This window comes from Lysinibacillus sp. FSL L8-0312 (genome assembly GCF_038003285.1).
GTDB lineage: Bacteria > Bacillota > Bacilli > Bacillales_A > Planococcaceae > Lysinibacillus > Lysinibacillus fusiformis_D.
Window position 1 is genome coordinate 3,013,998 of the sequence record NZ_JBBOOV010000001.1, and the last position, 13,316, is coordinate 3,027,313.

Sequence of the window (13,316 nt, forward strand, 5' to 3'; positions counted from 1 at the left end):
ATTGAAAATTAAATTTCTTTTACAGTAACTAAGTGTGCTACTTTATCAAGCATACCGCGAGTAGCTGCATTATCAGCTTTCTCTACAGTTTGGTGTAATTTACGTAAACCTAAAGCTTCAACAGTTTTGCGTTGTGCAGGTTTAGTACCAATCACAGATTTAGTAAGGGTGATTTCTAATTTGTTAGCCATTATCTTTCCCCCCTTATCCTAATATTTCTTCCACTGATTTACCACGTAATTTAGCTACGTCCTCTACGCGTTTTAATTCAGTTAAACCTTGAACAGTTGCACGCACCATGTTGATTGGTGTGTTAGATCCAAGAGATTTTGAAAGAATATCAGTAATACCAGCAAGTTCTAGTACAGCACGTACTGGACCACCAGCGATAACCCCTGTACCAGGAGCAGCAGGTTTAATTAAGATTTCTCCTGCACCGAAGCGACCAAGCACTAAGTGTGGAGTTGTTCCACCAACACGTGGCACTTCTACTAAGTTTTTCTTCGCATCTTCAACAGCTTTACGGATAGCATCTGGAACCTCTTGAGCTTTACCAGTACCGAAACCTACATGACCGTTTCTATCGCCAACAACAACTAGTGCTGTGAAGCGGAAGCGACGTCCACCTTTAACAACTTTAGCAACACGGTTAATAGTAACTACGCGTTCTTCAAGTTCTCCAAGTTTGTTTGCGTCAATTCGACTCATGAAATGTGTCCCTCCTTCTTATTAAAATTCTAAACCATTCTCACGTGCAGCTTCAGCTAAAGCTTTCACGCGTCCATGATATAAGTAACCACCACGGTCAAAAACTACAGCAGTAATATTTTTTTCCGCAGCGCGTTTCGCGATTGTTTCACCGATTTTTGATGCAGTTGCAACATTGCTACCAGTGCCTTCAAAATCTTTTTCTTGAGAAGATGCGCTAACAATTGTTACGCCTGCTACGTCATCGATAAGTTGAGCGTAGATGTTCTTGTTAGAACGGAATACATTTAAGCGTGGACGCTCAGCAGTACCCGAAATTTTAGAACGAACTCGCGCATGACGTTTTTTACGAACTTGATTTTTATCCTGTTTCGTAATCACAAGGGTCACTCCTTTCTAATGCTTAGGCAGCATTATTTACCTGTTTTACCTTCTTTACGACGAACGTATTCGCCTTCGTAACGGATACCTTTACCTTTATATGGCTCTGGTGGACGAACGTCACGGATGTTAGATGCAAGAGCACCAACGCGCTCTTTGCTAATACCTTTAATGATGATTTTAGTGTTAGAAGGAACTTCAATTTCAAGACCATCTTCAGGTGTGAACTCTACTGGATGAGAGTAACCTACGTTAAGTACAAGTTTTTTGCCTTGTAATTGCGCACGGTAACCAACACCGATAAGTTCTAAAGCTTTTTCGAAACCTGCAGAAACACCAGTAACCATGTTCGCTAGAAGCGCACGAGTAGTACCGTGGTTTGTGCGGTGTTCTTTTGATTCAGAAGGACGTGATACAGAGATTACGTTACCCTCTTGCTCAATTTTCATATCTTGGTGGAAAGAACGAACAAGTTCGCCTTTAGGACCTTTAACAGTAACAGTGTTGTCAGCTGCAACAGTAACAGTTACGTTAGCTGGTACCTCGATAATTTTTTTACCTACACGAGACATTTAGTTGCACCTCCATTCATTTATTGCTAATTACCAAACGTATGCTAGAACTTCGCCGCCAACTTGTTTAGCGCGAGCTTCTTTATCTGTTAATAAACCTTGTGAAGTTGACACTAAAGCGATACCAAGACCGTTCAGTACTTTAGGCACTTCATTTGTTTTAGCATATACACGTAGACCAGGTTTAGAAATACGTTTTAAGCCAGTGATAACACGCTCGTTATCTTTACCGTATTTTAAGAAGATACGGATAATACCTTGCTTGTTGTCTTCCACGTATTCTACGTCACGTACGAAACCTTCACGCTTTAAAATTTCAGCGATTTCTTTTTTCACGTTGGAAGCTGGTACTTCTAACTTCTCGTGACGAACCATGTTCGCATTACGAATGCGAGTAAGCATATCTGCAATCGGATCAGTCATTGTCATTACATTTACCTCCTTCCCAAATTAGGGGATTACCAGCTGGCTTTTTTCACGCCAGGAATTTGTCCCTTATATGCAAGTTCTCGGAAACAAATACGGCAAAGTTTGAATTTGCGATATACAGAGTGTGGACGGCCACAGCGTTCACAACGTGTATATTCTTGCACTTTAAACTTTTGCTTACGTTGTTGTTTAACGATCATAGATTTTTTAGCCACGTTTTCGCCCTCCTTGTTTAAATTACTTTTGGAACGGCATACCGAATTGTGTCAATAACTCGCGAGCTTCTTCGTCAGAGTTCGCTGTCGTTACGATCACGATGTCCATACCGCGTACTTTTGAAACTTTATCGTAATCGATTTCTGGGAAAATTAGTTGCTCTTTAACACCTAGAGTGTAGTTACCGCGACCATCGAATGCTTTTTTAGAAACACCACGGAAGTCACGTACACGAGGAAGTGAGATTGAGATTAATTTGTCCAAGAATTCATACATACGCTCACCGCGTAATGTAACTTTAGCACCGATTGGCATACCTTCACGTAAACGGAAACCTGCGATCGATTTTTTCGCTTTAGTTACAACTGGTTTTTGACCAGTGATAATTGTTAATTCTTCTACAGCTGCATCTAATGCTTTAGAGTTTTGAACAGCATCACCAACACCCATGTTGATAACGATTTTGTCAACTTTCGGCAACTGCATAACTGATTTATATCCAAACTTGCTCATAAGAGCAGGAGAAACTTCATTTAAATATTTTTCTTTTAGGCGGCTCATGTGTGTACCTCCCTTCTTTTATTTACTAGTTAGTCGATTACTGCACCTGATTTTTTTGCAACACGAACTTTTTTACCGTTTTCGATTTTATAACCTACACGAGTCGGCTCGCCAGATTTAGGATCGATTAGCATTACGTTCGAAACGTGAATTGCAGCCTCTTGGCTTACAATCCCACCTTGTGGATTCAATTGGTTAGGTTTAACGTGCTTTTTCACGATATTAACGCCTTCAACAAGAACGCGGTCTTGTTTAGGGAAAGCAGCTAGGATTACTCCTTCTTTGCCTTTGTCCTTACCAGTGATAACCTTAACCTTGTCACCTTTTTTTACATGCATGCTGTCGCACCTCCTTGATTGGCACTATCATGAAATTAAAGAACTTCTGGAGCTAGAGAAACGATTTTCATGAAGTTGCTGTCACGTAATTCACGTGCAACAGGTCCGAAAATACGAGTTCCGCGTGGTGATTTATCATCACGAATAATTACACAAGCATTTTCATCAAATTTGATGTACGTACCGTCTTTACGACGTACGCCTGATTTAGTACGAACGATAACAGCTTTAACAACGTCACCCTTCTTGACAACGCCACCTGGTGTTGCTTTCTTAACTGTACAAACAACGATATCACCGATGTTAGCAGTTTTACGGCCAGAGCCACCAAGCACTTTAATTGTAAGAACTTCACGTGCACCTGAGTTGTCAGCAACTTTCATACGACTTTCTTGTTGGATCACTTAGGTTACCTCCCTTCGGAAATGGTTGTTCCGAAATAGTTATTAAATAATAACCGCTTTTTCTACAACTTCAACTAGACGGAAACGTTTAGTAGCTGATAGCGGGCGAGTCTCCATGATACGTACGATATCACCGATTTTCGCTTGGTTTTGCTCATCATGAGCTTTAAACTTTTTAGAGTATTTTACACGTTTACCGTAAAGCTTGTGCTTTTTGTGAGTTTCAACTAAAACAGTAACAGTTTTGTCCATTTTATCTGAAACAACGCGGCCCGTGTAAACTTTGCGTTGATTACGCTCAGTCATACTTGAAAACCTCCTTTATCAGTTATTTGCACTGATTTCTCTTTCACGAATAACAGTTTTCATACGCGCGATTGCTTTACGCACTTCACGAATACGAGCTGTGTTTTCTAATTGACCAGTCGCCAATTGGAAGCGAAGGTTGAAAAGCTCTTCTTTCAGTGATTTCACTTTTAATTCAATTTCAGAAGTGGCAAGGTCACGGATTTCATTAGCTTTCATTAGATTCACCACCAGTTTCTTGACGTTTTACGATCTTACATTTAACAGGAAGCTTATGTGATGCTAAACGAAGTGCTTCACGTGCAATCTCTTCAGATACACCAGCAATTTCGAACATAATTTTTCCTGGTTTTACTACTGCTACCCAACCTTCAGGAGAACCTTTACCAGAACCCATGCGGACTTCTAGAGGTTTTTTAGTGTAAGGTTTGTGTGGGAAGATTTTAATCCAAACTTTACCGCCACGTTTCATGTAACGAGTCATCGCGATACGTGCAGATTCGATTTGACGGTTAGTAATCCAGCTAGCAGTTTGAGCTTGTAAGCCCCACTCGCCGAATGATACTTCTTTGCCGCCTTTCGCTTCGCCACGCATGTTGCCGCGGTGTTCACGACGGTATTTTACGCGTTTAGGCAATAACATATTATTTGCCTCCTTCCACAGATTTCTTCGTAGGAAGAACTTCACCACGGTAGATCCATACTTTAACGCCTAATTTACCGTAAGTAGTGTCAGCTTCTGCGTGTGCATAGTCAATGTCAGCACGTAGAGTATGAAGTGGAACAGTTCCTTCACTATAGTGTTCAGCACGCGCGATATCAGCGCCACCTAAACGACCAGATACTTGTGTTTTAATTCCTTTTGCACCAGCACGGATTGTGCGTTGGATCGCTTGCTTTTGCGCACGACGGAATGATACACGGTTTTCTAATTGACGAGCGATGTTTTCAGCTACTAGACGAGCGTCAAGATCTGCACGTTTAATTTCAATGATGTTGATGTGTACGCGTTTACCAGTTAACTCGCTAAGGTATTTACGAAGGTTTTCAACTTCAGTACCACCTTTACCGATTACCATACCTGGTTTCGCAGTGTGAATTGTAATGTTTACACGGTTTGCAGCACGTTCGATTTCTACTTTAGAAACAGAAGCGTCTTTAAGAGCCGTTTCAATATATTTACGCACTTTGATGTCTTCGTGAAGTAGAGTTGCATAGTCTTTTTCAGCGTACCATTTTGACTCCCAGTCACGAATAATACCAACGCGCAGTCCTATTGGATGTACTTTTTGACCCACGGATTAACCCTCCTTCTTCTCAGATACCACTAGAGTGATGTGGCTTGTGCGTTTGTTAATTGCGCTTGCACGTCCTTGCGCACGTGGACGGAAACGTTTTAAAGTTGGACCTTCATCAACGAACACTTCAGAAACTACTAAAGAGTTGATGTCAAGATCGTAGTTGTGCTCAGCATTAGCAACTGCAGATTTTAATACTTTCTCAACGACTGGAGACGCCGCTTTTGGAGTATGACGTAAAATTGCAACTGCTTCACCAACTTGCTTACCTCGGATTAAGTCTACAACTAGACGTACTTTACGAGGAGCAATACGTACTGTGCGAGCGATAGCTTTAGCTTGTGTCATTAGGATTTACCTCCTCTCAAAATTAGCGTCTTGTTTTCTTGTCGTCTGCACCGTGACCTTTGTAAGTACGTGTCGGTGCGAACTCACCAAGTTTATGGCCTACCATATCTTCTGTTACGTATACAGGAACATGTTTACGTCCATCATATACAGCAATCGTTAAACCGATGAAGTTCGGGAAGATTGTAGAACGGCGTGACCAAGTTTTGATAACTTGTTTTTTCTCAGAAGCCTCTTGTACTTCCACTTTTTTCATTAAGTGGTCATCAACAAAAGGTCCTTTTTTCAAGCTGCGACCCATGTAGGAACCTCCCTCCGTGATTCCACCACGGCTCTCACATAGAACCGTAGTTTAACCACTTTATTTTTTACGACTACGGATGATAAATTTATCCGATTTGTTTTTCTTCTTACGAGTTTTGTAACCAAGTGCTGGTTTACCCCAAGGAGTCATTGGTGATTTACGTCCGATTGGAGAACGTCCTTCACCACCACCGTGTGGGTGATCGTTAGGATTCATTACAGAACCACGAACTTCTGGGCGTTTACCTAACCAACGGCTACGACCTGCTTTACCGATGTGTACAAGTTCGTGTTGTTCGTTACCAACTTGACCGATTGTAGCGCGGCAAGTAGCTAACACTAAACGTACTTCACCAGATTGAAGACGAACGATTACGTACTTATCTTCACGACCAAGTACTTGAGCAGAAGTACCAGCAGAACGTACTAATTGTCCACCTTTTCCAGGTTTTAACTCGATGTTATGGATTGTAGTACCCATTGGAATGTTTGCTAATGGTAATGCATTACCTACTTTAATATCAGCATCTGGACCAGAAACGATTGTTTGACCAACCTCTAGACCTTTTGGTGCTAAGATGTAAGCTTTTGCTCCATCAGCGTAGTTGATTAATGCGATATTCGCAGAACGGTTTGGATCATATTCAATAGTAGCAACTTTTGCCGGAATGCCATCTTTAACACGTTTGAAATCGATAACACGGTATTGCTTCTTATGACCACCACCATGATGACGAACAGTGATTTTACCTTGGTTGTTACGACCAGCTTTGCGTTTAGTTGGTTCAAGCAATGATTTCTCAGGCTTGTTAGTTGTAATTTCCGCAAAGTCTAATGACGTCATGTTACGACGACCATTAGAGGTAGGTTTATACTTTTTAATCGCCATTGTGTTTTCCCTCCTTCTTGAGTGTTCAAATCATAAATCCATTAAGGATTACACTTCGAATAATTCAATTTCTTTGCTATCAGCAGTTAATTTAACAATCGCTTTACGACGTTTGTTAGTGTAACCACCGTAACGGCCAACACGCTTGAATTTACCTTTGTAGTTAAGAACGTTTACTTTCTCAACTTTTACGCCAAAGATTTCTTCTACAGCGTCTTTTACTTGAGTTTTGTTAGCGCGAGTGTCTACTTCGAAAGTATACTTTTTCTCTGCCATAAGTTCTGAAGAACGCTCAGTAATGACCGGACGTTTTAAAATATCACGTGCTTCCATTATCCAAGCACCTCCTCAACTTTTTCTACTGCAGATTTAGTGAATACAACTTTGTCGTGACCTAATAGATCAAGAACGTTGATTCCATTTGCAGTTAAAACTGTTACACCTGGGATGTTACGAGCAGATAATGCTACGTTTTCATCTAGGTCAGCAGTTACGAATAAAGATTTTTTCTCTAAAGAAAGATCTTTAAGAATTTTTGTGAATTCTTTTGTTTTTGGTGCTGCTAGAGTTAGAGCATCAAGAACTAAGAAGTTTTGTTCTACTACTTTAGCTGATAAAGCAGATTTAAGAGCTAAGCGGCGAACTTTTTTAGGTAATTTATAAGAATAGCTACGTGGAGTAGGACCGAATACGATACCACCGCCGCGCCATTGTGGAGAACGGATAGAACCTTGACGAGCACGACCAGTTCCTTTTTGACGCCATGGTTTACGACCACCACCAGCAACCTCAGAACGGTTTTTAACCTTGTGATTACCTTGACGAAGAGAAGCACGTTGAGCTACTACTGCGTCGAATAATACTGCTTCATTTGGCTCGATTCCGAAGATCGCATCGTTTAATTCGATTTCACCAACTGAAGCACCTGTTTGACTAAGTACAGATACTTTTGTCATTCCTGTTTCCTCCTTTCTTGAAGTGATTACTTAGCTTTAATTGCAGTTTTTACTGTAACTAGAGCTTTTTTAGAACCAGGAACATTACCTTTAACAAGTAGTAAGTTACGATCAGCATCAACTTTCACGATTTCTAAGTTTTGGATTGTAACTACATTGCCACCCATTTGACCAGGTAATTTCTTTTGTTTAAATACGCGGTTCGGAGCAACTGGACCCATTGAACCAGGACGACGGTGGTAACGAGAACCGTGGGCCATAGGACCACGAGATTGTCCGTGGCGTTTAATAACACCTTGGAAACCTTTACCTTTAGTAACACCTGTTACATCAATTACATCGCCTTCTGCGAAAATTTCTACTTTGACTTCTTGACCAACTTCGTATTCTCCAACGTTCACGTTGCGGAATTCACGAATGAAGCGCTTAGGAGCAGTGTTCGCTTTTGCTACGTGACCTTGTTCAGGTTTGTTAGAAAGCTTAACGCGCTTGTCTTCGAAACCAACTTGAATTGCTTCGTAGCCGTCTGTTTCAACAGTTTTCTTTTGAAGAACTACGTTTGGCGCAGCTTCGATAACTGTTACCGGGATTAAATCGCCGTTTTCAGCGAAAACTTGTGTCATACCAATTTTTCTACCTAAGATTCCTTTAGCCATTTGTCACACCTCCTGTAAGTTTTGAAAAGTTATATTATTTTTACCATTAAAGTTTGATTTCGATATCAACGCCAGATGGTAAATCAAGTTTCATTAACGCATCAACAGTTTGTGGTGTTGGGTTAACGATATCGATCAGACGTTTATGCGTACGCATCTCGAATTGTTCACGAGAATCTTTGTACTTGTGAACCGCACGAAGAATTGTGTACACAGACTTCTCAGTTGGAAGTGGAATCGGACCTGATACACTTGCACCTGAACGTTTTGCAGTTTCCACAATTTTCTCAGCAGACTGATCTAAAATACGGTGATCATACGCTTTTAAACGAATACGAATCTTTTGTTTTGCCATTATTTTCCCTCCTTCTCGCCTATTTTCTAGACATTCTCCACGAAAATTTTCCCACACACCGCCATGGCAAAGCGGCCGGGTGTGTCGGCAACCTCTCGCTTCATCGCAGTCAAAGACCAACATTCAACATTATATACAATAAAAAAAGAATAAGCAAGTCTTTTCGCTAAATTCTTTTAAATGTTGTAGATATTCTTAGTACTACTACTTCTTCGCTTTATTAAGCCGTTTATTAGTATATAAAATTTTATTACATATTGCAATAGTTAAGGTTGTCATATCAACATTTCCGTACTTTTCAAACAATTCTTTAAGAAAGTAGTTTCTATAGATAAGAAACTACTTCTTATCTATAGAAAGAATACACATGCCATCCAACCAAACAGGATCAAAGGGATATTAATAAAAACAAATGTCGGTACACAAGTATCCCAAATATGATGATGTTGTCCATCTACATTTAAGCCTGCTGTTGGTCCTAACGTAGAATCTGAAGCTGGAGAGCCTGCATCGCCTAAAGCACCTGCTGTACCAATTAAACAAAGAATCGCTAATGGACTCAATCCCAACCCTTGTGCAAGAGGAACAAATAACGTAGCAATAATAGGTACTGTAGCAAAAGATGAACCAATACCCATCGTCACAACTAATCCAATGACTAGCATGATAAAGACAGCGAGACTTCTATTACCTTTCAGTACAGCGATTGAGCTTGTAATTAAGCTATCCACATCCCCAGTAGCATTAATAACGGCTGCGAAGCCATTGGCCGCAATCATGACAAAGCCAATAAAGGCCATCATCTTCATCCCTTCAGAGAGAATGTCATCTGCCTCTTTCCATTTAAGCACACCTGTAAAATACATCAACATAATCCCTGTAAACGAACCGACAATCATTGAATCTGTTAATACTTGAGCACAAAGTGATGCGACTAATGCAAGAGCTGTAGAAAACATCACAAACTTACTGACGTTCACGTTTAAAGATTCAGTCTCTACTTCATTGTGCTTATAGTGTCTTGGCTTGCGGTATACAACAAAGGCGACAAGCAGCCCAATCAGCATTCCTAGCACCGGAATCGCCATTGCTGCCGGTACATCACGTGAAGATACAGCCATTCCAGCCTCTGACACTTGTGTAGCAACGATATCTTGAAAAATGGCTCCGAAACCAGCTGGCACGAAACTATAAGTACCGATTAAGCCTACTGCAATTAGGACCGCAATGATACGTCGATCAACCTCCAACATATTTAATATTTTTAAAATAGGAGGAATCAATAATGGAATGAAGGCAATATGAATAGGAATAACATTTTGAGATAAAATAGACATCACGAAAATAAGGAAAAAAATTAAAACCTTCACTAAGCCTTTTCTATTACTTTCGCCATTTAAAATTTTTAACATCCCTGCAATCATCAATTCTGGTATTCCAGTTTTGGCAATAGCAATAGCAAAGCCACCAAGGAGACCATAACTCAATGCAATAGTGGCCCCTGCGCCTAACCCTTCTGTAAATGATTGTACTGTTGCCTCAATGCCCATTCCACTTGTAAGACCACCTACAAAAGCTCCTAGTACTAAGGAAAGAACGACATTGATGCGAAGCAAGCTTAATATCAACATAACGGCTACCGCCGCAATTACTGCATTCATTGTTACACTTCACTTTCATACACTAAATTACTAACATGTTAAACTTTATTATTCTGATATTTGAAAGTCAATAGTTTTCACAATTTCAATATGTTTATATAAAAAAACAGTGTAAAGGATTAATCATTACACTGTTTTTGAGTTTCTTCATATTTAATTGTTACAACGATTCACGAACAACTTTTTTATAATAGCCAACCGAAAGTATGCCAAAGATCGTATATAACGCTACGTAACAGCACATCGCAATCCACAAGGGAGCCGTTAACTCTGTACCAAATAAGAACCATCCTGACTTAACAGCAAAGTAGCTATGCAATAATCCAATAACTAATGGGACACCAAAATTAAAGGCCTGTTTCATATAAATGCCTTTCATGATGTCTTTCTCGGCAAAACCAATTTTTCTGAGTATTGTATAGGAACTTCTTTCTTCCTCTGCCTCAGACATTTGTTTAAAGTATAGAATACTACCAGTTGTCATTAGAAATGCTAATCCTAAAAATGCTGTTGTAAAAATCGTAAGACCTAATGTTTCAATATTATCTTTACGTTTTTCTTCAAAGGAAGATTGTGTATATTGCTGTGTCTTACCATCACCTTCTACAGCCGTAATAACTCCTGCATTTGTTTGAATATATAATTTCTCTGCTGTTTCTAATTCTTCTTTTGCTGTTATTGTAATGGTCGTTTGTTGATGCCAAGGATAAAGCGCTGCTTGCGTAGTTAAACTTGTAAACATGTCATCTGTCACAACAAAGATAGGTCCGCCACCTCCAGCCGTGACAATACCACTTATAACACTTTTATCATGAACATCTACTACATGGAAAGTTTCTTCAAGCTCTCCTGCAGATACCACTACATCACGATCTTTTTCTAATGGAAACATTTCAGCCATATAACCGCCATAGTTGGTTAAGATAACATCGTTGCCTGATAGCGATGCTTCAGGAACGCTTTGCTGATAATCAGAAAGCGGGATAGTATAGATTGTTCCTTCCATATCATATAAAGGATTGTCCTGCTGCTTTTTAGACATTAATTGACCTACAGAGGCTGTTACTCCTTGTAAACGATAATCTACTTTATCATACGTAATGTTATTTTTCTCTAACTCCTCTAAGAAGGTCTGACCCTGCTCTTCTAGCAATATGAAATCACCAGGTACTTGGCTATAAGCCGATGCCTCTGAGGAATAGTAGGCGATATAGGATAGCGTCGTTACACCTAGAGACACACCTGTTAATACAGTGATAAGTGTTAATGACTTTGCGTTGCTCTTCATGCGATGCATAATCGGTGTTAATGCTAATACATCCTTGATAGATAAATGCCCTTTTTTCTTCAAGCGAATAGTATTCATAATAAAGGCTACGGAGAAACGAAAGACAAGAAATGTACCACCAATAGTCGTAGCTAAAATTATCATCATATTGATAAATAAATGACCAGCTGAATCAATATCAAATAGCTTTGTTGACGCATAGTAGCCGTAAGCAATCAGCACAAGACCCATAAAGCCAATTGCCATTTGTAATGCACTAAAACGTCTCACACGCTCGTCTGCTTGTTTTGCCGCGCTAAACAGTGATAATAATGAAACACGATGAATCATCCAAGCCATCTGTACAAGAACAATAACCAAAAGAATAGCAAACACGATCATCGACTGCTGTAATGCCTGTGTACTAAATGTCATGGTTACAAGAGCTTCTTTTTCAAGGACACGTAGTAAAATCATAGCAAATACGCGTGAGCTAAAGAAACCTACCAGCATCCCTAGAATAACAGCACCAATAAATAAGAGAATGTTTTCAATCGCTAGTAAACGCACGATTAGCCCCTTTGTCATGCCTATCAATTGGTACAAGCCTATTTCCTTACTACGACGTTTCATAAATAAATGATTTGCATATAGGACGAAGAATAAAACGATAAAATAGAGAATATAAGTGGCTGCTTTAAATCCTGCCGTAGCCGTTCCACTCATTTGAACAGCATCCCATACCTCAGAATTATTTTGCAATGTAACAAAGGAAAAATACAAAGTAACACTAAAAATAAGAGCAAAGAAATATAGATAGTAGTGCTTCATATTTTTCTTCATGCTTCTAATCACTAGCTTACTAAGACTCATACCCGTCACCGCCTAGCACACTTTGCGTATGCATGATTTCTTGGAAAAATGCCTGCCTTGTTTTATCACCCTTATAAAGTTCACTATAGATCAGGCCATCCTTTAAAAATAAAACACGTGTGCAGAAGCTTGCAGCTACTGCATCATGTGTAACCATCATTATTGTCGCTTCTTTCGTCTCATTAATGTTTTGGAGATTTTGGAGCAAGGCTGTAGCCGATTTAGAATCCAATGCACCAGTAGGCTCATCTGCAAATACCAACGATGGGGTCGTAATAAGTGCACGTGCAGCAGAGGTACGCTGCTTTTGTCCACCAGATATTTCATTGGGATATTTATTTAAAATTTCTGTAATACCCAATAGGAATGTTAGCTCTTTCACTCGACTTTCCGCAACAGCTTTTGGTAACTTACTGATAGCTAATGGCAGAAGGATATTTTCCTTTACTGTGAGGGTATCCAGTAAATTATAATCTTGAAATATGAATCCTAGCTGCTCTCGTCGAAAATTCGCTAATGCCTTTTCTTTCATATCACGCAAATTATGACCGTTTATTTCAATTACACCTTCTGTTGCGAAATCTATAGAACACAAGACATTTAAAAGTGTTGTTTTACCTGAACCTGAAGGTCCCATAATGCCTACAAACTCACCTTTATTTACTTCTAAATCAATACCCTTTAGCACTTCTTGAGCCGTTGATTTTTTGCCATATACTTTCTTTATTTTACGACCAATTAAAACTGTCACGTGATAACGCCCCTTTCTATAATCCAAGTGTACCCTGTCATAGC

At 39.7% G+C, this 13,316-nt stretch carries 23 protein-coding genes; all 23 read right to left on the bottom strand.

Annotation, left to right across the window (positions count from 1 at the left end; all coding sequences use genetic code 11):
• Nucleotides 1–8: 8 nt before the first annotated feature.
• Entirely contained in the window at nt 9–191 is a 183-nt protein-coding gene (rpmD, locus tag MHI22_RS15250) for a 50S ribosomal protein L30 (RefSeq protein ID WP_004233668.1), read from the bottom strand.
• Between the two features lie 13 nt (nt 192–204).
• Nucleotides 205–708: a 30S ribosomal protein S5 gene (rpsE, locus tag MHI22_RS15255; protein ID WP_008181711.1), complete on the bottom strand. Its 504-nt coding sequence runs from the start codon at nt 706–708 to the stop codon at nt 205–207.
• A gap of 21 nt (nt 709–729) precedes the next feature.
• Nucleotides 730–1,089, bottom strand: coding sequence for a 50S ribosomal protein L18 (gene rplR / locus MHI22_RS15260; protein WP_036124657.1), 360 nt, complete (start codon nt 1,087–1,089; stop codon nt 730–732).
• A gap of 32 nt (nt 1,090–1,121) precedes the next feature.
• Nucleotides 1,122–1,661, bottom strand: coding sequence for a 50S ribosomal protein L6 (rplF, locus tag MHI22_RS15265; RefSeq protein ID WP_008181715.1), 540 nt, complete (start codon nt 1,659–1,661; stop codon nt 1,122–1,124).
• A gap of 30 nt (nt 1,662–1,691) precedes the next feature.
• On the bottom strand, nt 1,692–2,090 hold the full coding sequence (gene rpsH, locus MHI22_RS15270) for a 30S ribosomal protein S8 (RefSeq protein WP_008181717.1): 399 nt from the start codon (nt 2,088–2,090) through the stop codon (nt 1,692–1,694).
• A gap of 29 nt (nt 2,091–2,119) precedes the next feature.
• Nucleotides 2,120–2,305, bottom strand: coding sequence for a type Z 30S ribosomal protein S14 (locus MHI22_RS15275; RefSeq protein ID WP_004233656.1), 186 nt, complete (start codon nt 2,303–2,305; stop codon nt 2,120–2,122).
• A 22-nt stretch (nt 2,306–2,327) separates the two neighbouring features.
• Nucleotides 2,328–2,867, bottom strand: a complete 540-nt coding sequence (gene rplE / locus MHI22_RS15280; RefSeq protein WP_008181719.1) for a 50S ribosomal protein L5 — start codon at nt 2,865–2,867, stop codon at nt 2,328–2,330.
• Between the two features lie 29 nt (nt 2,868–2,896).
• On the bottom strand, nt 2,897–3,205 hold the full coding sequence (rplX, locus tag MHI22_RS15285) for a 50S ribosomal protein L24 (protein ID WP_004233652.1): 309 nt from the start codon (nt 3,203–3,205) through the stop codon (nt 2,897–2,899).
• Between the two features lie 35 nt (nt 3,206–3,240).
• Nucleotides 3,241–3,609 carry a 50S ribosomal protein L14 gene (rplN, locus tag MHI22_RS15290; protein WP_004233650.1) on the bottom strand — a complete coding sequence of 123 codons (369 nt, stop codon included), beginning with the start codon at nt 3,607–3,609 and terminating at the stop codon, nt 3,241–3,243.
• A gap of 42 nt (nt 3,610–3,651) precedes the next feature.
• The gene (gene rpsQ / locus MHI22_RS15295) at nt 3,652–3,915 is read right to left on the bottom strand and encodes a 30S ribosomal protein S17 (protein WP_008181723.1); all 264 of its coding nucleotides are present in this window, start codon (nt 3,913–3,915) and stop codon (nt 3,652–3,654) included.
• An 18-nt stretch (nt 3,916–3,933) separates the two neighbouring features.
• A complete protein-coding gene (gene rpmC, locus MHI22_RS15300; RefSeq protein ID WP_004233646.1) occupies nt 3,934–4,134 on the bottom strand; it encodes a 50S ribosomal protein L29 in 201 nt (66 codons plus the stop codon).
• Nucleotides 4,124–4,558: a 50S ribosomal protein L16 gene (gene rplP, locus MHI22_RS15305; protein WP_025116437.1), complete on the bottom strand. Its 435-nt coding sequence runs from the start codon at nt 4,556–4,558 to the stop codon at nt 4,124–4,126. The genes rpmC and rplP overlap by 11 nt, the downstream gene beginning before the upstream one ends.
• 1 nt (nt 4,559) lies before the next feature.
• A complete protein-coding gene (gene rpsC / locus MHI22_RS15310; protein WP_025116438.1) occupies nt 4,560–5,213 on the bottom strand; it encodes a 30S ribosomal protein S3 in 654 nt (217 codons plus the stop codon).
• A gap of 3 nt (nt 5,214–5,216) precedes the next feature.
• On the bottom strand, nt 5,217–5,561 hold the full coding sequence (gene rplV, locus MHI22_RS15315; RefSeq protein ID WP_004233639.1) for a 50S ribosomal protein L22: 345 nt from the start codon (nt 5,559–5,561) through the stop codon (nt 5,217–5,219).
• Between the two features lie 22 nt (nt 5,562–5,583).
• Nucleotides 5,584–5,862, bottom strand: a complete 279-nt coding sequence (gene rpsS / locus MHI22_RS15320; RefSeq protein ID WP_008181911.1) for a 30S ribosomal protein S19 — start codon at nt 5,860–5,862, stop codon at nt 5,584–5,586.
• 60 nt (nt 5,863–5,922) lie between these two features.
• A complete protein-coding gene (rplB, locus tag MHI22_RS15325; protein WP_036124661.1) occupies nt 5,923–6,753 on the bottom strand; it encodes a 50S ribosomal protein L2 in 831 nt (276 codons plus the stop codon).
• Between the two features lie 48 nt (nt 6,754–6,801).
• Nucleotides 6,802–7,086 (bottom strand): 50S ribosomal protein L23, encoded by a 285-nt coding sequence (gene rplW / locus MHI22_RS15330; RefSeq protein WP_036124663.1) that lies wholly within the window; start codon nt 7,084–7,086, stop codon nt 6,802–6,804.
• Nucleotides 7,086–7,709 (bottom strand): 50S ribosomal protein L4, encoded by a 624-nt coding sequence (gene rplD / locus MHI22_RS15335; protein ID WP_004233626.1) that lies wholly within the window; start codon nt 7,707–7,709, stop codon nt 7,086–7,088. The genes rplW and rplD overlap by 1 nt, the downstream gene beginning before the upstream one ends.
• 26 nt (nt 7,710–7,735) lie before the next feature.
• Nucleotides 7,736–8,365 (bottom strand): 50S ribosomal protein L3, encoded by a 630-nt coding sequence (rplC, locus tag MHI22_RS15340; protein ID WP_036124665.1) that lies wholly within the window; start codon nt 8,363–8,365, stop codon nt 7,736–7,738.
• 46 nt (nt 8,366–8,411) lie between these two features.
• Nucleotides 8,412–8,720, bottom strand: coding sequence for a 30S ribosomal protein S10 (gene rpsJ, locus MHI22_RS15345; RefSeq protein ID WP_004233624.1), 309 nt, complete (start codon nt 8,718–8,720; stop codon nt 8,412–8,414).
• A 350-nt stretch (nt 8,721–9,070) separates the two neighbouring features.
• Nucleotides 9,071–10,381: a Na+/H+ antiporter family protein gene (locus tag MHI22_RS15350; protein WP_340812359.1), complete on the bottom strand. Its 1,311-nt coding sequence runs from the start codon at nt 10,379–10,381 to the stop codon at nt 9,071–9,073.
• A 160-nt stretch (nt 10,382–10,541) separates the two neighbouring features.
• Complete coding sequence (locus tag MHI22_RS15355) at nt 10,542–12,521, bottom strand: FtsX-like permease family protein (protein WP_058845121.1); 1,980 nt, start codon at nt 12,519–12,521, stop codon at nt 10,542–10,544.
• Nucleotides 12,511–13,272, bottom strand: a complete 762-nt coding sequence (locus tag MHI22_RS15360; protein WP_330493774.1) for an ABC transporter ATP-binding protein — start codon at nt 13,270–13,272, stop codon at nt 12,511–12,513. Before MHI22_RS15360 ends, MHI22_RS15355 begins: the two co-directional genes overlap by 11 nt.
• Between the last annotated feature and the right edge of the window lie 44 nt (nt 13,273–13,316).